Below are 19,972 nucleotides of genomic sequence, written 5' to 3' on the forward strand. Positions count from 1 at the left end.
TTCAAGTGGCACTATTGCACTATTATTGTGCGCTGGCGCGCACAACTGCTAGGTGTTTAGCAAAGTCCTCAGCATTTAAAAAGCCCGTTACGCGCTGCGTACTAAGCTCTTGTCCTTGAGTATTAAAAAACAAAATACTAGGTAAACCAAACACCGTGTACTCTTCCATTAGCTCAATTGTTTTATTATCACTCTCAGTTAAATCAATTTGAATAAGCTGATAGTGGCTAAACTCACTTTGCACTTTGGCATCAGGAAAGGTGTAATGTTCAAACTCTTTACACGCCACACACCAGTCGGCATACAAATCGACCATAACCATTCGACCTTCGTCGTTTGCTTGTGCAACTGCTTCTTTTAGTTCTGCTAAATCAGCAACCTGTTTAAACTCATTATTTTGCGAGCTTACCTGTACTGTTTGTACTTGAACTGGCCAAAAGTAGTTTTTAGTTAACGTAAAGCCTGTAATAACTAATAGAGTTGCAGCAAACCATAATGCAGTTTTTAACTTGCTTTGTGTTTGGCTACTTTGCCAATGATGTAAGTACAGTGCTGTTGCTAGTGCAAGCACACCTGCCATTAATAATATAATGTCGGCGCTGATTAGTCGCTCAAGTAATATAAGCGGCACAACGAGCATCACAAAACCAAACAAGGTTTTAACTTGCTCCATCCAACCACCCGCTTTAGGAAGCAATTTACCGCCAGATGTACCGAGTAATAACAATGGTAATCCCATACCTAAACTGAGCACGTACAGTGTTAAACCACCTACTAAGTAATCACCACTTTGCGCTACAAATAACAGTGCCGCCGACAGTGGTGCCGTAGTGCAAGGTGATGCAATCAATCCCGAAAGTACACCCATTAAAAATACGCCAACGTAGTTGCCGCCTTTTTGGTTGTTACTTACTTGGGTTAGCTTGCTCATCATACTGCTTGGCAGTTTAATTTCGTACCAACCAAACATCGACATAGCCAATAATACAAACAATAAACTAAAACTGATTAACACAAATGGATGCTGTAAATACCCCTGCACTTGCCCACCAAGCGCCGCAACAACTAAGCCTAGTGCTGCATAGGTAACTGCCATGCCTTGTATATATACAAACGACAACGCAAACGCTTTTTTAGTTGAAAGGTTTTGCTGACCCGCAATTAAGCTCGACAAAATTGGAAACATTGGGAATACGCATGGCGTAAAAGCAAGGCCTACACCAACAGCAAAAAATATGAGTAAATTAGTTATTAAGCTCTGACTGGCTAATTGCTCAGTAAAAGTCAGTTCTTTTTCGGTGTCACCTGAGTTTGTTGTAGGTTCAGTAATTGGATCGTTGAGTGCTGCAAATGTACTTTGCGCTGTTGCCGCTTCATCTGTAGCGCTATTTTGATCTACATTTTTAATCTGTGCGCCACTAATTACACTAAGTGGAATGCTAATCACTTCTGGTGGATAACAAAGCCCCGCTTTTGCACAGCCCTGATAGCGAACTTTAACAACCGCTCCCTCAGTGATATTACTTAACTTACTAACAACGCTCGCGGTATTAAAAAAGACTTCTGTTTTACCAAAAAATTCATCTTCAATAATTTCGCCACTACCCGAGTCACCTACTTGAATGTTTGCGCCCTTGGCAATGATTTCTATTTTCTTTTTATATAAATAATAGTCTGGCGCTATATCCCAACCTACAAACAAGGTGCTGCCTTGCTGATCAAAGTCAAATACAAACGCTTGGTCTACAGGTAAAAAAGTGTGTTGAGGAGGCCCAAGTAGATCACCAAGCACATTATTAGTCGCAGCCTTTACAGGTACGGTTAATAATGTAACCAACAATAAAAAGAAAAAACGCATTAATTCAGTACCTCGTCCATCCAATTAAAATACGCCAAATTTCCCGTAGAAACTTCTAAAACCTGAATCTCTGGCACTTCGTAGCTATGTAACTCTTTTATTGTTAGAAACACATCGTTCATTTTATCTGATTTCGTTTTTATAAGTAGCTTAGCTTCAGTTGCTTCTGCAACTTCGCCTTCCCACATATAAATAGAGCCCATGTTAGGTAAAATATTTACACAAGCAGCTAGTTTTTTTTCTACCAACGCCCTTGCAAGTGTGCGTGCTTCTGCTTCGTCTTTGCAGGTCGTAAAAATCATTTTAAAATGCGTAGTCATTATGAACCTATACTTATTGGACAGTGTCTATCATCATAGTATCTGATAGCCGATACAATGTGTAGACGCTAAAATATCAGTAAAATGACGATACCTATGCCCTAACCTTGAAAAGAGACCTCGTCACCCTCATTTATATTTCATCAACTCTTTTGAGTGTCATTATTTAGAGAGCGCTATGTTTAGATTTTTATTTGTGTTGTTTATTATCATCCCTATTGTCGAAATCGCTTTGCTGATTCAAGTAAGCGACGTGATTGGCGGATTTGCAACAATTGCACTTGTTGTTATTACGGCGATTTTAGGTGCCAAAATGGTTAAAACACAAGGTATGGGGGCGCTGCAAAACGTACAAGCGCAAATGGCGCAAGGGCAAATGCCAGCCAAAGAATTATTTACCGGAATATGCGTTGTAATTGCAGGTGTATTACTCCTTACTCCTGGCATTATGACTGACGTATTTGGGCTACTATTATTAACCCCTGCAATTCGTAACAAATTGGCTGCAGGCCTTGCTAGCCAAGCAACTGTTAGAATGAGCGCAGGCATGCAACAAGGGCCATCGCCGTTTGCTGGGCAGCAACATGCTGAACGAGAGCAAGGGCAAATGGAACGACCAACCACTATTGATGGTGAATATGAGCGAAAAGATTAAAAATTTATCGTTTTTTCTCTTGGAATTTTTCACTCTACCCCCATTAATGAATGCAAATTAGAAAAGCTTTTTTCTGTACTGTTCAGAAACTGTTAGGAGAACTAAAAAACATGAACATTCGTCCTTTACAAGATCGCGTAATCGTTAAACGTCTAGAAGAAGAAACAAAATCTGCTGGCGGTATTGTATTAACTGGCTCTGCAGCTGAAAAATCAACTCGCGGAGAAGTTGTAGCCGTAGGTAATGGTCGCGTTTTAGAAAACGGTGACGTGAGAGCGTTAGAAGTTAAAGCCGGTGACACTGTGTTATTTGGCTCATATGTTGAAAAAGTTGAAAAGATCGAAGGTCAAGAGTACCTGATCATGCGTGAAGATAATATTTTAGGCATTGTAGGCTAAACCTACTTTTCGTTTATAAACATTTAAGAATTTAGAGGAATTTAAAACATGGCAGCAAAAGAAGTACTTTTTGCAGGTGACGCACGCGCTAAAATGCTAACTGGCGTAAACATCCTGGCAAACGCAGTAAAAGTTACATTAGGTCCTAAAGGCCGTAACGTTGTACTAGATAAATCATTTGGCTCACCAGTTATCACTAAAGATGGTGTATCTGTAGCAAAAGAAATCGAACTTGAAGACAAGTTTGAGAACATGGGCGCACAAATGGTTAAAGAAGTTGCATCTAAAGCAAATGATGCAGCCGGCGATGGTACAACTACCGCTACAGTACTTGCACAGTCTATTGTTAATGAAGGCCTTAAAGCTGTTGCAGCGGGCATGAACCCAATGGATCTTAAGCGCGGCATCGACAAAGCAGTTATTGCTGCTGTTGCAGAGCTTAAAGCGTTATCTGTTCCTTGTTCTGATACTAAAGCAATTGCACAAGTAGGTACTATTTCAGCTAACTCTGATAAAGAGATTGGCGACATCATTGCACAAGCAATGGAAAAAGTAGGCCGTAACAGTGGTGTTATTACTGTAGAAGAAGGTCAATCACTTGAAAACGAACTAGATGTTGTTGAAGGCATGCAGTTTGACCGTGGTTACTTATCTCCTTACTTCATCAACAGCCCAGAAAAAGGCACTGTTGAACTAGATAACCCATTTATTCTACTTGTAGATAAAAAGATATCTAACATCCGCGAATTATTGCCAACATTAGAAGCGGTTGCTAAAGCAAGCAAACCACTACTAATCATCGCAGAAGACCTTGAAGGTGAAGCACTAGCTACATTAGTAGTTAATAACATGCGCGGTATTGTTAAAGTATCAGCAGTTAAAGCACCTGGTTTTGGCGACCGTCGTAAAGCAATGCTACAAGATATCGCTGTATTAACTGGCGGTACTGTTATTTCTGAAGAAATCGGCTTAGAGCTTGAAAAAGCAACAGTTGAAGACCTAGGTACAGCTAAGCGCGTAATTATCACTAAAGATGATACAACAATCATTGATGGTGCTGGTGAAGAAGCGGGTATTAGCGGTCGTGTTTCACAAATTAAAGCACAAATCGAAGAAGCAACATCAGACTACGATAAAGAGAAACTACAAGAGCGCATGGCTAAATTAGCTGGCGGTGTTGCAGTAATCAAAGTAGGTGCTGCTACTGAAATGGAAATGAAAGAGAAAAAAGACCGCGTTGAAGATGCATTAAATGCAACTCGTGCAGCGGTTGAAGAAGGCGTAGTACCTGGCGGCGGCGTTGCACTTGTACGTGCAGCTAGCAAGCTGGTAGATTTAGTTGGCGACAACGAAGATCAAAACCACGGTATTAAAGTTGCACTTCGTGCAATGGAAGCACCACTTCGTCAAATCGTAACTAACGCTGGCGAAGAAGCATCAGTTGTAATTAACGCAGTTAAAGGCGGCGAAGGTAACTTTGGTTACAACGCAGCAACTGGCGAATACAACGACATGATTGAAATGGGTATCCTAGATCCAACTAAAGTAACACGCTCTGCATTACAGTTTGCAGGGTCTATTGCGGGTCTAATGATCACTACTGAAGCAATGGTAGCTGAAATCCCAAAAGATGAAGCTGGTGGCGCTGATATGGGTGGCATGGGCGGAATGGGTGGCATGGGCGGCATGATGTAATCATCTAACCCATATACCATAGTATCCTAAGAAGCCCACAAGACTATGTTTTGCGGGCTTTTTTATTGACTTTGCTTCCTATTACATCCGATAATATTTCACTACTTCCAAAAATAACAAGGTATTAATGAAGGGTACCACTGCAAACCTCAGTTTGATTTTATTCATATTTAATATGCATACCCCTCATAAAGTACCCCACACAAGAGATGTAAATGCCATTAACTGCACAAGAAGTAAAAAATATATCCTGTCCTGAAGACAAAGCGCAGATAAAGAAATCAGATGGTAACAATCTGTTTTTACTGGTTAAAAACAATAATTCCAAACTATGGCGGCTCAGATTTAGACATGCAGGAAAGTACCAAGAAATGGCTCTTGGAAAATACCCCTCCATATCTCTCAGCGAAGCTAGAAGATTGGCTGAAGAAGCAAGAGCGTCTTTAATCAATGGTATTAACCCTATGGATGAAAGGCGGGAACGAAAACGCACAAAAGAGGTAACTAAAGACAAGTTATTTTCAACCATTGCAATAAAGTGGTGGGAGCAGCAAAAAGGTTCTTGGTCGGAGGATCACGAAAAAAGAATCAATCGTTGGCTGCTGGTGGACTCTAAAAGCTTAGGTAACCTTCACATTGATAATATTGACGCTGGGCATATTACTGAACTCATGTTAGCAGTTGAAGCAACTGGAAGCCCCAGAAAAGCACCAAATATACTGGCGGTAATCAATCGTGTTTTTGGTTATGCATTAGCGCACAGATTGACACGAAATAATCCTGCACAAGGCCTACCTCTCACCGATATACTAAAACCCTTACCAAAAGTAAAACATAGGGCTGCAATCGTTAAGCCTAATGAACTTGCCCAATTGATTAGAGATATAGATACAACAGAATCAGGCAATTACTGCACTGTTGAAGCACTTAAATTAATACCTAGAGTATTCTTAAGACCAACTGAGATTAGGAACCTGAAGTGGGAATACGTTGACTTTGATGATTCACTAATAAGAATACCAGCCGAAGAAATGAAACGCGGCCGAGAGCATATTGTGCCGATGTCAAAGCAAGTCGTAAAACACTTAAAAGAAGTGAAAACTGTTACAGGCTACTCCAAGTTGGTATTTCCTAACCAAAGAGATGGCAGCAAACCTATGAGTAAAAATGTATTAACTAATCGTTTACGAGATTTAGGGTACCCTGCCGATGTCATGTCAGCACATGGTTTTAGAAGTACAGCATCAACCATACTGCACGAAAAAGGCTGGAACCACGATGTCATTGAAGTGCAACTTGCCCACCTTACTGGCTCGGCTACATCAAGAGCCTACAATCGCTCAATATACTTGGCAGAGAGAACAAAACTAATGCAAGAATGGGCAGACTATTTAGATCAATTGTCTAATATAAAATAACAATGGTACATAAAAGCAATGAAAAAAACAGACAAGTTTAGAGAGTGGCTCTCACTTGAAAATGCAGCTGCGCGTATCTCTAAAGAAATAAATGAAAATATAACTGTAAATGATTTATATCGGCTAGCACTCGATGGTCACTTAAAACTATCTATGTATTTTGTAAATGATGGATATGGTATAGAGGGTGAATTGGGGGGAGTCGATGAAACTGAGAAGCAGTTACCTCAGCAAAAATTTAATACCTTGAACCGCACTGTTCAAAGTATGGCTGGTATTTGGGATTTAACAATGCAAGGCCAAGAGGCTTATGAAATTAAAGAGTATTATGAAGAAAGCAATTCAGGGGTAAGTGTAAAAAACCGTAGTAAAAATGGTATCTTAGTGCAACAAGATGGCGTCACTTGTAAGCTATATAAATACTTTGACTATGAGAAAATATGTAGTCCTGAATACAACGAATCAAAAGAGAGGAAACGTGCCCTTGCGGAAGAACCTGCTAAGATTTTTGAAAATCTTCCCATAGTTCTTGAGCAATTAGTTCGAACTGATAAATATGACATACAATATGTACCTTGTATCAAACTTTCTGATGCTGGTTGCGTTTTGATTATAAAAAATCGTGAAATCACTCGCTTTATCCAATTGATAGAAAATAAGCCGCAAGAAGAAAAACCACTTACATCTAAAGAACGAACTACAAAAAACATTCTAATAGGGGCACTACTGAAAGAGTTAGGTATAACCCCTCCTTATAAAGCTTCTGCCCCCGTTATTAAATTAATCGTTGAAAAATATGGTAAAACTATCGCTGACAACACCGTCCGCGCAACTCTACAAGAACTTGCTGAGCATATAGATTAGCCCCCTTTGTATGAATTAAAAAACGCAATTGAAACTCTACTTTCTTCAATTGCGTTTCAGACCTCTCAAATCAAATAACCTTCTAATCATCCAATAAACGATTAAAAGGTTCCAATGTGTCCCATAAAATAATTCGCTTACCTGAAGTTAAAAATAAAACAGGTCTATCTCGCAGTACCATTTACTTGGGTATGGCTAAAGGCATTTTTCCGAAAACTATTTCACTAAGTGAGCGAGCTGTTGGCTGGCTCGATTCAGACATTGAGCAATGGCTTGATAAGCGCATAGCTGCATCTAAGGTGACTAACAATGAGCCGTCGTAACAACCCCAATCGCATCAAAATTCATCGTAGTTATACAGTGATTGATGTTAGCGAAGCATTAGGAGTTCATCCTAAAACTGTACGTAACTGGATTCGTGTTGGCTTGCCTGTAATTGATGATAGGCGTCCACTTTTGATCCATGGAAGCGACTTAAAAGTTCATTTAAAGCAGAAGCGAAAAACTTACATGTACAAATGTGAAATACATGAAATTTACTGTTTCAAATGCAAAGAGCCTAAAAACCCAACTATAGAATCACTTAAGTTTATATCGAAACCTGCTGGTATGGCGCAGATGTCTGGGCACTGTAAAGAATGTGGCTGCCAAGCAAATAAATATGTTTCTTGGCGCAATGTGAATCAAATTTGGCTTGAACTTGAGGGTAAATTACCGATAGCTGAAAAACACTTAATCCTGAGAGAAGAAGCTCTCTTAAATTGTCCTTTTGATATGGTATTTAATGATGAAAAAAAATAACACTAATAACGCCCGAATTCTTCATGAGTATAGCAAGTATTTGGGGGATGCAAAAAGCTACGACAAATCAACTGTTGACGGTGCCATGAAGTCAATTAATCGCTTTGAAGAATATACAGGGTACCTTGATTTTAATAAGTTTAGGGCAAAGCATGCCATTGGGTTTAAGAAGGATCTTCTTGCTCAAAAATCAACTGTGACTGGAGAGGTATTGAGTAAAGCAACAGTACTTACTGCAATTCGTCACATAAAAATGTTCTTTCACTTTTTAGTTACGCAAAAAGGTTATAGAGCAAAAATCAACTACAGCGATATTGAATATTTCAATTTATCTGAAAAAGATACTCGTATTGCTAATACAAAGCGAAGAAAAAATGTGGCTAAAATTGAGCAAGTTATTCAGACATTAGAAGCAATGCCCTCTAGTACGGAGATTGAGATGCGTGAAAGAGCTTTAATCGCTTTTATTATCTTAACTGGCGCACGAGATAGTGCCGTAGCCTCAGCCAAAATTAAACACATTGATATTACCGAGCAAAGCTTTTATCAAGATGCTAGGGATGTAAATACTAAATATAGTAAAACCTTTACTACTTACTTTTTTCCTGTGGGTGAGCTGCCATCAAAGATTCTGACTCACTGGATTGAATACTTAATAAATGAACTTGGATATAAGCAAAATGATCCATTATTTCCAAAAACCAAATTAGGACACAATAAAAATCAGCAGTTTGAGGCCATTGGGTTACTTAAAGAGCACTGGAGTAATGCTACCCCTATCCGCAAGGTATTCAAACAAGCTTTTGAGGCTGTTGGTTTACCCTACTTTAATCCTCATAGCTTCCGTAACACTTTAGTAAGGCTAGGTGAGAATCTTTGTTTAACACCTGAAGAATTTAAAGCATGGAGTCAAAACTTGGGGCATGAAAGCGTATTAACCAGTTTTTATAGTTATGGTGATGTGCCAGATTATAAACAAGCAGAGTTACTGCGTAAATTAGCCAAGCCAGCTGAAAGTACCTCCCCTGATATGGAAGAGCAATTTAATCAATTTCAAGCCTTTCAGAAAATGATGGCACAAAAGTAAAGTCCATTACATTAACCTGATTATCTGGTATCAAAAAGCAGTTGTATATTGATACCAGTTATCAAGGCAAGTCATAGTATCAATAAAACACGAATCAACATTAACAAAGCGTACATTTTAGGCATAGTCAAAGTGTACATTCATCATTAATGGCAATTGTGTTCATTTTAAGTTGATTTAGATTAAGTGTACGTATATTGTTGTAACATCTAAGACTTAAAGTGAACACTTTCCAAGGAATAAATATGAGTGGCAAACAAATCGGGTATATTCGTGTTTCGACAATAGAACAAAACACCGAACGACAATTAAATGAAACCCCACTAGATGAAACGTTCACCGATAAATGTAGCGGTAAAGATACAAACCGACCTGCTCTAAAGGAGCTTATAAAATTTGTTAGAAAGGATGATACTGTTCATGTGCACGATATCAGTCGAATGGCACGTAATACCGAAAATCTTCTTACACTTGTTAAAGAGTTAACTGATAAAGGCGTAAAGCTTATATTTCACAAGGAATCACTAACGTTCACTGGCGAAGATAACCCAATGCAGCAACTAATGCTGACAATGTTAGGTGGTATCTATCAATTTGAGCGCTCTATGATGCTTGAACGTCAACGTGAAGGTATAGCTATAGCTAAGCTGAAAGGGAAATATAAAGGTAAACCTGTCAATATTGAACTAAATGAAAGTATCTGTGCACTTGCGAATACAGGTATTAATAAATCTCAAATAGCTAAACAGCTCAACTGCTCTCGTACTACTGTTTACAAAGCTCTTTCTAACTAGTTCGACCCCAGCCTAAAACAAAGCACGAATCTTTACTGCTAATTTTGATTTTTCGCATTCTTAGTTAATGCGTGAATTAAATAGGCGACCTTCACCCAAATAGTTTGCTAAATCTCAATTTTTAACAAACTATTTATTTTTTAGAGATGTTCATCATCAATATAACAATATATTCTTACATACTCTGAACTCTTTTTTTGAAAACTCAAGTTCAGCTTTTCATTTCAGATAAAAAATCACTCAATATTAACGATTATAATGGAAAAATAAATGTCAGAAGAGCAAAGAAAACTATTAGAAACTCAATTATGGGGCATTGCTAATTTACTCCGAGGGAAGATAAGTGCTGATGACTACCGAGATTACATTCTGGGTTTTATTTTCTATAAATATCTCAGTGAAAAACAATATATTTACGCCAATGGTTTATTAGAAGGCGAAGACATTACAGACTATGAAGGCGTTGAAGATCTGGAAACTTTATCAGCTATAGAAGAAGAGTCTTTATTAACACTTGGCTATTTTTTAAAACCTCAAGAGTTATTCTCGCAAGTTGCTCGAAAGGGCAAAGCAGATACTGAAACCCAAAGCAACTATATCATTGAAGATTTGCAAAATGTAATGAACCACATAGAGCAAAGTACTATGGGAACAGAGTCTGAAGATGACTTTAATGCTCTATTTGAAGACTTAGATTTATCTTCTACAAAAATAGGTAGAACGGTTGGAGCAAGAAACGAGGTGATAGTAAATATTCTTACTCACCTTGATAAAATAGATTTCCAACTTGATGATATTGAAGCAGATGTATTGGGAGATGCTTACGAATACCTTATTGCAAAATTTGCTGCAGGCGCAGGTAAATCAGCTGGCGAATTTTACACGCCCCAACAAGTATCAAAAATACTCGCTAAAATAGTGACCGTAGGAAAAACCAAATTAAAATCAGTTTACGATCCAACTTGCGGTTCAGGCTCATTGCTATTACGCGTAGCAAGAGAATTTAACAAAGTAACAGATGTTAGCGAATTTTATGGACAAGAGCTTAACCGTACAACTTATAATTTAGCTCGAATGAATATGATTTTACATGACGTTCATTTTGCTAATTTCAACATTCAACAAGAAGACACTTTAGAAAACCCACAGCATTTAGAAAAACGCTTCGAAGCAGTTGTCGCTAATCCACCATTTTCAGCTCACTGGAAAAGCGATCAAAACCCATTAAACAGTACCGACGAGCGTTTTAGTCAATATGGTAAACTAGCACCAAAAACTAAAGCTGACTTTGCTTTTGTTACCCATATGATTCACCACCTAGCTGACAACGGTACAATGGCAACCGTACTACCGCACGGTGTTTTATTTCGTGGTGCTGCTGAAGGTGTTATCCGAAAATATTTGATCAAAGAACTCAATTATTTAGATGCCGTTATCGGTTTACCCGCTAATATTTTTTATGGCACCTCAATTCCTACTTGTATTTTGGTGTTTAAAAAATGTCGTAAGGTTGATGATAATGTCATTTTTATTGACGCTAGTGGTAGCGATAACTTTATTAAAAATGGTAATCAAAATGAGTTACGCGACAGTGATGTTGAAAATATAATAACCACATACACTAATCGCGAAACTCGTGAAAAATATTCTTATGTTGCTACATTAGATGAAATAGCTGAAAACGACTATAACCTCAACATTCCAAGGTATGTTGATACTTTTGAAGAAGAAGATGACATTGATTTAGATGAAATGTCACGTAAGTTAAAACAATTAGATAAAGACTTAGCTATTACGAATGATGAAATTGTTGTTTTCTGTAAAGCGTTAAATATTCCTACGCCATTTTAGAGGACTAATAAGATGACTAAAAATAATCAAGACATTTTACCTATTCTAAGGTTTCCTGAATTTGAAGGTAGCTGGGTTGAAAAATCACTATCTGACTTTTTAACATTTAAAAATGGTATTAATGCAGGAAAAGAAGCCTATGGGACAGGCTATAAATTTATTAATGTGCTAGATATCATTAATAACGACTTCATAACTCATGACGACATTATTGGCTCAGTGAATGTTAGTTTAGATGTTTTTAATAAAAACATCGTCGAATATGGTGATATTTTGTTTCAACGTAGCTCTGAAACAAGGGATGAAGTAGGCCAAGCAAATGTATATTTAGACAAAAACAAGTCTGCGACGTTTGGTGGTTTTGTAATAAGAGGAAAAGCTAAAGAAGAGTACGATCCTCTTTTTATGAATGCTCTTTTAAAAACAACAAATGCAAGAAAAGAAATTACTGCTAAAAGCGGTGGGAGTACTCGGTTTAATGTTGGTCAAGGTACACTAAGTAGTGTCAGAATTTTTACAACTAATATAAACGAACAAATTAAAATATCAGCATTCCTCTCTACTGTTGATAAACGTATTAAGTTATTGCAAACAAAAAAAGAAGAATTAATTAAAAATAAAAAAGGCTTAATGAAAAAACTCTTCTCACAAACTATACGGTTTAAAGATAAAAATGGTAACTGCTTTCCAATATGGAGAAATAAGACCTTAAAAGAAGTTTCAGAGATAAAAATGGGCCAATCTCCAAGTTCAAAGTCATATAATTTAGAACAGATAGGCTTGCCTTTAATTCAAGGAAATGCAGATATAGTAAATAGGCTTTCCAGACCAAGGCAGTGGACAGATAGACCTACTAAAACATGCGACATTGCCGATATACTTCTGACAGTGAGAGCTCCCGTAGGGGCAGTAGCTAAATCAATACACAAAGCTTGTATTGGTAGAGGTATTTGTTCTATTACAAATAATGCTTTTTCAGATTTAGAATTCCTTTATCAATTTTTAATATGGTTTGAGCCCAAATGGGGAAGCCTTGAACAGGGTAGTACTTTCTCTGCAGTAAGTGGTCAAGATATCCGAAATTTAAATATATTGATTCCGGACTCATTAATAGAGCAAAAAAAAATAGCTGACTTTCTCAAATTAATAGATAAATCTATTGAAAATATTAGTCAACAAATTGATAGTTCACTTACCTTTAAACAAGGGTTGTTAAGGAATATGTTCGTATAATGATTAAATTATATAGGGAAATACAAGAAGAAATCGATAGCCATTTTAAACTGTATATTAATGACTTATTTGCGACGTCAGGAGAAGCGCGTAAATACTATTATTGGTCGGTTGAGTTTTTTATAAATGCAGGCGGTTTATCATTTCGTCATTATGATCTTGACGTAAAGCAGAAAGATAAAATTAATGCCTTAGGTAATAGTTATTTTGGTAATAGTGAAATTCAATTTAGCATCAATAAAAACTCTCATCGAAATGACCTTAGCATTAAGAATATTGCTAAACTTTTTCCTGAAAAGGATAAGTCAGGCCAAATGGAAAAATATGAATATATAAAAGAATTCATATTATGGCAGCTCATCGATGAGCTCAAAGATGATGAAGGTTTATCGGAGGCAAAAGAGCTACAGGAACAAAATTTTATAATTACCTATATTTCCTACTTATGTAGTGAACACACCAAGCCTATACACGCTGTTCTTAAAGAAAATTATATTAATTATAATATCACCAGCCAAGGACAAGAATTAGAAAAGAAACTTAGTGATTTAGCGGACAATGATAATTCAGTTTTGGTGAAAAAAATTGAGCGGTTATATATTTTAAAAAAAGAAGAGTCAAAAATTCATTTTGTTTTTTCAAGAGAAGGTGGTGGTGAGAAAGAAGAGCTAAGAGAGCTGCTAGAAGTCATGGGTAAAGAAGAAACGGGTAAGTTATATCGAGGGCAGGCAAACTCAGCTTGGGGTCTAGATTCTAGTATGACTCGACAACCGAAGTATTTAGCATATGAAGCAGAAATGTATTACGAGATACTATCTCTAAAACCTGATGCGTTTCAGAATGATAGCACCATATACGAACGTCTTATTACCATGCAGCACTTCGGTATGCCTACACGCTTATTAGATATAACACGCAATCCATTAGTCGCGATATTTTTTGCCTGTAACAATTTTGAGTGCAAAGATAATGATGGTGTTATTTTTACTTTTTCACCATCAAATAAAGCGGATTTTTTAAACTTTGAAGATGACAGACTAGCGAATAATTTACCAGCCCTGTTTAACCACAATAGTAATGAAAACACTCCTAATACTGATAATTTCTTATCGAAGATTTGGTTTATTAAAGGCATAGCTAAAAACCAGCGTATAAATAACCAAAGTGGTGACTTCATTTTTGTCGGTAAGGGGAAGCAGGTAAAGGAAGAGCTTCATCAGTTACCTAAAATGGCGATTGTTATAGATTTTGAAACAAAGAAAATATTATTAGAGCAGTTGGAGTCGCTAAACATCCATGGTGGCGCGGTTTATCCAGATCTAACGCATATGAGTAACTATATTAGTAATAAATATTTACACGATAAAAAGTCAGTTTCAATTACTGAGCTAGTTAATAATGTAGTAGCAGATAAAAAAGAAGAAGTGGCTAAGCCTGTAATAACAAAACAATCAGCTTCAGAGAAAGCAGTTAAAAAGCAGACAAAAGAAGAAAGCTTTGATTTTGTTGCTATTAAAAACAAAGCTCGAACAGAACAGTTAAGTTCATTTTCTGATTTTTACCAAGTTGAAGAACAGGGCTTGAATAAAATAGTCGAAGATTTTCTTTTTACTGAGAAGAAGCCGTTTAGAGATGAAGTGATTAAAATTATGCATAATAAACCACCACTAAAAAACAGAGCGGAAGTGATAGGTTCATTAACGGATAAAATTATTACATTAGCTAAAATAATTAGTAAAGAATAGTTATGACAACTCAATTTGAGCAGGTTTTAGAAAATAACTTAATCACTCAATTACAAGAATTGGGTTATTTGAATGTTGTTATTAAAGATGAAAAGGACTTATTGATTAATTTAAAGGCACAGTTAGAGACTCATAATAAAACGTCTCTTTCAGAGAATGACTTTAAGCAAATACTTAACTTTATTAACAAAGGCAATATTTTTGAACGGGCTAAAATATTACGTGACCGCGTTCCTTACACTAACGATAAAGGCGAAGCTAAAACAGTTGAATTAATCAATCAAATACATTGGTGCCAAAATCAATTTCAAGTAACACAGCAAGTGAGCATGGACGGCTCATATAAAAATCGTTACGACGTTACTTTGTTAGTGAACGGTTTACCGTTAGTGCAAATAGAATTAAAGCGCAGGGGGTTAGAGTTAAAAGAAGCCTTTAATCAAATAAATCGCTATGAACGACATTCTTATGGTGCGGGTCAGGGGCTATTTCAGTTTATTCAAATTTTTGTTATAAGTAATGGTGTCAATACAAAGTACTATGCAAACAGCTCAATAAAAGCTCGTTCGTTTAAGCAAACGTTTTATTGGACAGATGTAAATAATAAACTCAACACTCAGCTTTCAACGTTTACTGATAGTTTTTTAGAGCCTTGCCATATATCTAAAATGATCACCAAGTATGTGGTACTAAATGAATCACAAAGAATATTAATGGTACTCCGCCCTTATCAATTTTTTGCAGTTGAAGCCATTATTGAACGGGTACAAAAAGGCCTTAACTTTGGTTATGTTTGGCATACGACAGGCTCTGGTAAAACGTTAACGTCATTCAAAGCGGCTCAAATACTCACTAATTTACCTAAGGTAGACAAAGTGATTTTTGTAGTTGACCGTAAAGATTTAGATTATCAAACGACAAAAGAATTCAATAGCTTTAGCAAAGGCAGTATTGATGGAACAAACAATACAAACGCTTTGGTAGAGCAAATGGTAGGTGACAATAAATTAATTGTTACTACCATTCAAAAACTAAATACAGCGATTAGTAAAAAGCGTTATTTAGAGCGCATGACCGCATTAAAAAATAAACGCATTGTTTATATTTTTGATGAATGTCACCGTAGCCAATTTGGTAAAACTCATGAAGAGATAAAAAGCTTTTTTAACCAATGCCAAATGATTGGTTTTACGGGCACGCCTATTTTTGAAAAAAATGCCGCAAAAAATGAATATGGTAAGCGCACAACGTCAATGCTATTTGGTGGTGAGAAACCATTGCATAAATATGTCATTACCGACGCAATTAGAGATGAAAACGTTTTAAAATTTTCGATTGAATATATCAGTACCTTTAAGAAAAAAGAGGATATTGTTGATATTAATGTAGAGGCTATTGATGAAGCTGAGGTTATGAATGCACCACAGCGATTAAATAATATAACCGACTATATTATTAATCATCATAACCGTAAAACTCATAGCAGAGAATTCACCAGTATTTTTGCTGTTTCAAGTGTTGATGTCTTAATCGAATATTACCAATTATTTCATCAGAAAGAAGCCGAAGGTAAACATAACTTACGCGTGGCAACTATTTTTTCATATCAAGCTAATGAAGAAGATAAAGATGCTGTAGGTTTTACCTCAAGCGAGTTTGACGAAGTAGACTTGAATCTGATTGCTGAGCCTAATGCTCAATATAACAATAAGGACAATAATAAATACCAGCATTCAAGAGAGCATCTTGAAGAGTTTATTGGCCATTACAATAAACAATTTAGTACTAATTACACCACCAAAGACAGCCAGAGTTTTTATAATTATTACAATGATATAGCCAAACGAGTAAAGCATAAGCAAATAGATGTTTTGCTGGTGGTGAATATGTTTTTAACGGGCTTTGACAGCAAAAGCCTTAATACACTTTATGTAGATAAAAACTTAAAGCATCATGGTTTAATTCAAGCTTATTCAAGAACAAACAGAATATTAAACGAATTAAAGTCGCAAGGTAATATAGTTTGCTTCAGAAACCTTAAAGATGCTACCGATGAGGCTATTTCATTATTTTCAAATATTAATGCTAAAGATGAAATAATAATAAAGCCTTACGAAGACTATGTAAGCCAATTCAATCAGGCATTTATTGCTTTACTTCAAATAGCGCCAACCGTTAATAGCGTAAATGACTTGCCGAGTGAAAAAGAAGAGTTGGAATTCATCAAAGCGTTTAGAGAGCTGATGCGCTTAAGAACCGTATTAACAACATTTACTGAATTTGATTCTGCAAACTTATCGATGGATGATCAAAGTTTTGCTGATTATAGAAGTAAATATTTAGATCTGTATGACAAGGTAAAAAACCACGTTCAAAAAGAAAAAGTATCGATTTTAAATGACATTGATTTTGAGTTGGAGTTGATTCATAGAGATGAAATTAATGTCGCTTATATTTTAAAGTTACTAGCCAAACTTAAAGATTCTGACGGTGAAGAACAAACGAAGCAGAAAAAAGCGATTATTGAAATGGTTGCTGGTGATGCAGAGATGCGAAGCAAACGGGAATTAATAGAACGTTTTATTAAAGAGAATTTACTTGAAATATCTGACTCAGATAACATTGCCGATGAGTTTGAAACTTTTTGGAATAAAGAAAGCATTTTAGCTTTAGATAGATTAAGTCATGAGGAAAACTTAGATACTGAAAAGTTACAGGACGTTATTGGCAACTATATGTTTACTGAGAAGAAGCCTCTGCGAGATGATATTATTGCAATAATGAATAAAAGACCTAATTTAAAAGAGCGAAAAACAATGGCAGATCGTGTTACTGAAAAGGTTTTGGGATTTGTAGAAACATTTATTAATGGTATGTCTACATAAAAATTAAGAAATGAATTTTAACCTTGGGCTATTTTTATATTCAGGGTGAATTACAATCTGTCTAATGAAACGTGGGAAGTCTAGTTTTTGTTAATACAAAAGAGTTTAAACAGTCTGTAAAGAACCTAAATATTGAAAAACTGTACTTTTGAAGGGCGATTTTTGTTAAATGATTTATCAGCTAATAAGTATTCAATCATAGGTTCTGAGTTTAAAGATAAGCTTGAGTTATCGAATTGTAATTTTGAAAAACTATTTGATGCGTATGAAAGTAAATTTCATTTGTTCAGAGTATCTAGATGTATTTTTGATGATTTTACAGGTTTTGAAAAATATGAATTTGGTATTAAAGGTGATGAAACCAAAGATAAGATAGAATTTGAATATGTCATGTTTATTAACTTTACCAATTTTAGAAAAGCTAAGTTACATAATGGTCTTGACTTTGAGCACACTAATTTAAAAGAACCTGTAAACTTTTTAAACGCTTATGTTGACCCCAAGAATACCAATCGTGAAACCTATCGCATAATCAAACACATTCGATAAAATAGGTAATCAAATCGAAGCTAGTAAGTTCTTCGCTTTTGAAATGAAAAAGTACAAAGAAGAGCTTAAATCTAAAAAGCTTTTTTCAGCAGAAAGAATCGTATTTTGGCTCAAGTGTACCTAAACCATTCTTTTTCATGCTAGGTATAGCATTTTTATATTATTTTGCGGTTTTAGGATATGAAAGCAATTTGCTTTATGAAATATATGAGCCAGCTAATATATATATAAATTATTTTATGTATCAAGCAAACTTGTTTGCTAAAGGAATACTTCCATATGGTAAGCTTTTAAAAGAAGGGGTGGAGTTTGTAACTTTGATTTTTCATATTCTATTTTTAACGTTTACTTGGCATTTTATAGTCGCTGTGAAACCATGTACTAAAAGATAAGTTTGTGAACTGACTCAGGATAGATACTGTAAACTGGAGCTGTATAGTGAAAATTTTGAAGTCCATCTAGCATAAGTTTGATAAGGGTGTAAAGCAGGGTACTTTAAATTTAAAGTTATTTATTTTAAATTAAAACAATACGTTAGCAATCAATGGGCGGAATGATGTAATCATCCCCTAAACACCTAGCTCAAATAAAAACCCAGCTTCGGCTGGGTTTTTAGCTATTGGGCACAAATAAAGTAAAAGCCACAGGTGTGGCTAATTAATAAAATGACTTCGCGTATCCCTTTGCTTCTTAAATGCATGCCAAGCCATACTCAGAGTTAATTTTATTTATTAAAAATTATTAAGGATATTAAGATGAATAAAAAACCTGAACTAATCATCTCATCACTCGATGCAGATAGATTGTATGACTTAATGGAATCATTGCCTGCAGGTAGCTTTGCTAACAAAGAAGAATTGGAAGCTGAACTGGCACGAGCAACAATAGTCGAACCTAAAGATATGCCATCGTCAGTTGTAACGATGAACTCAACTGTAAACTTTATTGTTGAGTCTTCTAAAGAAGAATTTACGTTAACCTTGGTGTACCCAAAGAACAGTGACTCTAGCGGCGATAAAATATCGATATTATCACCCGTTGGTAGCGCATTACTTGGGCTAAACCAAGGCGACGAAATTGAGTGGCCTAAACCGAGTGGCGGCTTAATAAAGGTAAAAATAAAAGAAGTAACCTATCAACCAGAACGTGCTGGTGAATTACACAGATAAACACTTTATGCACTTAGTACTAAAAAATCGATTTAAAGTAAACCCAGCCTCAGCTGGGTTTTGCTTTTTATTATAAAGCAGATTGATACTGTTTAATTTATACCTATAACTAAGTTACATATTGGGGGCATATACCCTGCGTAATCATTTACTAATATGATAAAAAGCACATTTATTTAATAGTACGGAGTGAGCTAAACATGACTAACGTTCAACAGCATATCGGCAGCATTGCATTAGTTGTTAAGGACTACGACGATGCCATTGAGTTTTATACTCAAAAGCTTAACTTTGAGTTAGTGGAGGATACTGATTTAGGAGAGGGTAAACGCTGGGTGTTAATTTCACCTCCAAATTCAAACGGGGCTAGTTCAAACGGAACTTGTTCAAATGGGACTAATTCGAGCAGGACTAATCTACTGCTTGCTAAAGCCACAACACCTGAACAGATTAGCGCTATTGGTAATCAAACGGGTGGTCGCGTGTTTTTATTTTTGTATACTGATGACTTTTGGCGAGATTATAATTTAATGCTTTTTAAAGGCGTTATATTTAACGGAGAGCCTAGAGTAGAACCCTATGGCACCGTAGCGGTTTTTGAAGACTTGTATGGTACAAAATGGGATTTATTACAGCTTAATAATCAGTGA

Annotated in this window: 19 protein-coding genes; 17 read left to right on the forward strand and 2 right to left on the reverse strand. The window is 36.0% G+C overall.

Translation table 11 applies throughout. The annotated features are described in order from the left end of the window. Positions 1 to 22: 22 nt before the first annotated feature. Positions 23 to 1,858: a protein-disulfide reductase DsbD gene (locus tag I6F48_RS10610; protein ID WP_197119377.1), complete on the reverse strand. Its 1,836-nt coding sequence runs from the start codon at positions 1,856 to 1,858 to the stop codon at positions 23 to 25. Further along, positions 1,858 to 2,178, reverse strand: coding sequence for a divalent-cation tolerance protein CutA (gene cutA, locus I6F48_RS10615; RefSeq protein WP_007580036.1), 321 nt, complete (start codon positions 2,176 to 2,178; stop codon positions 1,858 to 1,860). Before cutA ends, I6F48_RS10610 begins: the two co-directional genes overlap by 1 nt. Before the next feature lie 178 nt (positions 2,179 to 2,356). Here cutA and I6F48_RS10620 point away from each other — a divergent pair, with 178 nt between their 5' ends. The 17 genes from I6F48_RS10620 to I6F48_RS10700 all read left to right on the forward strand — a co-directional run bounded on the left by I6F48_RS10620 (position 2,357) and on the right by I6F48_RS10700 (position 19,972). Next, positions 2,357 to 2,833 carry an FxsA family protein gene (locus I6F48_RS10620; protein ID WP_165740712.1) on the forward strand — a complete coding sequence of 159 codons (477 nt, stop codon included), beginning with the start codon at positions 2,357 to 2,359 and terminating at the stop codon, positions 2,831 to 2,833. Between the two features lie 110 nt (positions 2,834 to 2,943). Then, positions 2,944 to 3,231 (forward strand): co-chaperone GroES, encoded by a 288-nt coding sequence (locus I6F48_RS10625; RefSeq protein ID WP_007580032.1) that lies wholly within the window; start codon positions 2,944 to 2,946, stop codon positions 3,229 to 3,231. A 48-nt stretch (positions 3,232 to 3,279) separates the two neighbouring features. After that, positions 3,280 to 4,926, forward strand: coding sequence for a chaperonin GroEL (gene groL / locus I6F48_RS10630; protein ID WP_165728306.1), 1,647 nt, complete (start codon positions 3,280 to 3,282; stop codon positions 4,924 to 4,926). 215 nt (positions 4,927 to 5,141) lie between these two features. After that, a complete protein-coding gene (locus I6F48_RS10635; RefSeq protein ID WP_197119378.1) occupies positions 5,142 to 6,344 on the forward strand; it encodes a tyrosine-type recombinase/integrase in 1,203 nt (400 codons plus the stop codon). Between the two features lie 18 nt (positions 6,345 to 6,362). Continuing rightward, positions 6,363 to 7,208 carry a hypothetical protein gene (locus I6F48_RS10640; protein WP_165740714.1) on the forward strand — a complete coding sequence of 282 codons (846 nt, stop codon included), beginning with the start codon at positions 6,363 to 6,365 and terminating at the stop codon, positions 7,206 to 7,208. A gap of 116 nt (positions 7,209 to 7,324) precedes the next feature. After that, entirely contained in the window at positions 7,325 to 7,531 is a 207-nt protein-coding gene (locus I6F48_RS10645) for a helix-turn-helix transcriptional regulator (RefSeq protein WP_165740715.1), read from the forward strand. Beyond that, positions 7,518 to 8,009 (forward strand): helix-turn-helix domain-containing protein, encoded by a 492-nt coding sequence (locus I6F48_RS10650; protein WP_024593419.1) that lies wholly within the window; start codon positions 7,518 to 7,520, stop codon positions 8,007 to 8,009. Before I6F48_RS10645 ends, I6F48_RS10650 begins: the two co-directional genes overlap by 14 nt. Next, the gene (locus tag I6F48_RS10655; RefSeq protein WP_197119379.1) at positions 7,993 to 9,096 is read left to right on the forward strand and encodes a tyrosine-type recombinase/integrase; all 1,104 of its coding nucleotides are present in this window, start codon (positions 7,993 to 7,995) and stop codon (positions 9,094 to 9,096) included. Before I6F48_RS10650 ends, I6F48_RS10655 begins: the two co-directional genes overlap by 17 nt. A 245-nt stretch (positions 9,097 to 9,341) precedes the next feature. Then, complete coding sequence (locus tag I6F48_RS10660; RefSeq protein ID WP_197119380.1) at positions 9,342 to 9,890, forward strand: recombinase family protein; 549 nt, start codon at positions 9,342 to 9,344, stop codon at positions 9,888 to 9,890. Between the two features lie 270 nt (positions 9,891 to 10,160). Beyond that, the gene (locus tag I6F48_RS10665; protein ID WP_197119381.1) at positions 10,161 to 11,741 is read left to right on the forward strand and encodes a type I restriction-modification system subunit M; all 1,581 of its coding nucleotides are present in this window, start codon (positions 10,161 to 10,163) and stop codon (positions 11,739 to 11,741) included. A gap of 12 nt (positions 11,742 to 11,753) precedes the next feature. Then, positions 11,754 to 12,974, forward strand: a complete 1,221-nt coding sequence (locus I6F48_RS10670) for a restriction endonuclease subunit S (RefSeq protein ID WP_197119382.1) — start codon at positions 11,754 to 11,756, stop codon at positions 12,972 to 12,974. Further along, the gene (locus I6F48_RS10675) at positions 12,974 to 14,719 is read left to right on the forward strand and encodes an FRG domain-containing protein (protein ID WP_197119383.1); all 1,746 of its coding nucleotides are present in this window, start codon (positions 12,974 to 12,976) and stop codon (positions 14,717 to 14,719) included. The genes I6F48_RS10670 and I6F48_RS10675 overlap by 1 nt, the downstream gene beginning before the upstream one ends. Positions 14,720 to 14,721: 2 nt before the next feature. Beyond that, positions 14,722 to 17,604, forward strand: coding sequence for a type I restriction endonuclease subunit R (locus I6F48_RS10680; protein WP_197119384.1), 2,883 nt, complete (start codon positions 14,722 to 14,724; stop codon positions 17,602 to 17,604). A 162-nt stretch (positions 17,605 to 17,766) separates the two neighbouring features. Next, the gene (locus I6F48_RS10685) at positions 17,767 to 18,153 is read left to right on the forward strand and encodes a hypothetical protein (protein WP_197119385.1); all 387 of its coding nucleotides are present in this window, start codon (positions 17,767 to 17,769) and stop codon (positions 18,151 to 18,153) included. A gap of 137 nt (positions 18,154 to 18,290) precedes the next feature. Then, the gene (locus I6F48_RS10690) at positions 18,291 to 18,545 is read left to right on the forward strand and encodes a hypothetical protein (protein ID WP_197119386.1); all 255 of its coding nucleotides are present in this window, start codon (positions 18,291 to 18,293) and stop codon (positions 18,543 to 18,545) included. Positions 18,546 to 18,908: 363 nt separating this feature from the next. Then, positions 18,909 to 19,322 (forward strand): nucleoside diphosphate kinase regulator, encoded by a 414-nt coding sequence (gene rnk / locus I6F48_RS10695; protein ID WP_010555031.1) that lies wholly within the window; start codon positions 18,909 to 18,911, stop codon positions 19,320 to 19,322. 200 nt (positions 19,323 to 19,522) lie between these two features. After that, positions 19,523 to 19,972, forward strand: a complete 450-nt coding sequence (locus tag I6F48_RS10700; RefSeq protein WP_197119387.1) for a VOC family protein — start codon at positions 19,523 to 19,525, stop codon at positions 19,970 to 19,972.

It is taken from the genome of Pseudoalteromonas sp. SWYJ118 (genome assembly GCF_015864505.1).
Lineage (GTDB): Bacteria > Pseudomonadota > Gammaproteobacteria > Enterobacterales > Alteromonadaceae > Pseudoalteromonas > Pseudoalteromonas arctica.

Coding starts and splice junctions, on each gene's coding strand:
- I6F48_RS10680 (WP_197119384.1), top strand. CDS start 14,722: ATGACAACTCAATTTGAGCAGGTTTTAGAAAATAACTTAATCACTCAA.
- I6F48_RS10610 (WP_197119377.1), bottom strand. CDS start 1,858: ATGCGTTTTTTCTTTTTATTGTTGGTTACATTATTAACCGTACCTGTA.
- I6F48_RS10665 (WP_197119381.1), top strand. CDS start 10,161: ATGTCAGAAGAGCAAAGAAAACTATTAGAAACTCAATTATGGGGCATT.
- I6F48_RS10640 (WP_165740714.1), top strand. CDS start 6,363: ATGAAAAAAACAGACAAGTTTAGAGAGTGGCTCTCACTTGAAAATGCA.
- I6F48_RS10635 (WP_197119378.1), top strand. CDS start 5,142: ATGCCATTAACTGCACAAGAAGTAAAAAATATATCCTGTCCTGAAGAC.
- I6F48_RS10690 (WP_197119386.1), top strand. CDS start 18,291: ATGCTAGGTATAGCATTTTTATATTATTTTGCGGTTTTAGGATATGAA.
- I6F48_RS10620 (WP_165740712.1), top strand. CDS start 2,357: ATGTTTAGATTTTTATTTGTGTTGTTTATTATCATCCCTATTGTCGAA.
- cutA (WP_007580036.1), bottom strand. CDS start 2,178: ATGACTACGCATTTTAAAATGATTTTTACGACCTGCAAAGACGAAGCA.
- I6F48_RS10625 (WP_007580032.1), top strand. CDS start 2,944: ATGAACATTCGTCCTTTACAAGATCGCGTAATCGTTAAACGTCTAGAA.
- I6F48_RS10675 (WP_197119383.1), top strand. CDS start 12,974: ATGATTAAATTATATAGGGAAATACAAGAAGAAATCGATAGCCATTTT.
- I6F48_RS10700 (WP_197119387.1), top strand. CDS start 19,523: ATGACTAACGTTCAACAGCATATCGGCAGCATTGCATTAGTTGTTAAG.
- I6F48_RS10660 (WP_197119380.1), top strand. CDS start 9,342: ATGAGTGGCAAACAAATCGGGTATATTCGTGTTTCGACAATAGAACAA.
- I6F48_RS10670 (WP_197119382.1), top strand. CDS start 11,754: ATGACTAAAAATAATCAAGACATTTTACCTATTCTAAGGTTTCCTGAA.
- groL (WP_165728306.1), top strand. CDS start 3,280: ATGGCAGCAAAAGAAGTACTTTTTGCAGGTGACGCACGCGCTAAAATG.
- I6F48_RS10650 (WP_024593419.1), top strand. CDS start 7,518: ATGAGCCGTCGTAACAACCCCAATCGCATCAAAATTCATCGTAGTTAT.
- I6F48_RS10655 (WP_197119379.1), top strand. CDS start 7,993: ATGATGAAAAAAAATAACACTAATAACGCCCGAATTCTTCATGAGTAT.
- rnk (WP_010555031.1), top strand. CDS start 18,909: ATGAATAAAAAACCTGAACTAATCATCTCATCACTCGATGCAGATAGA.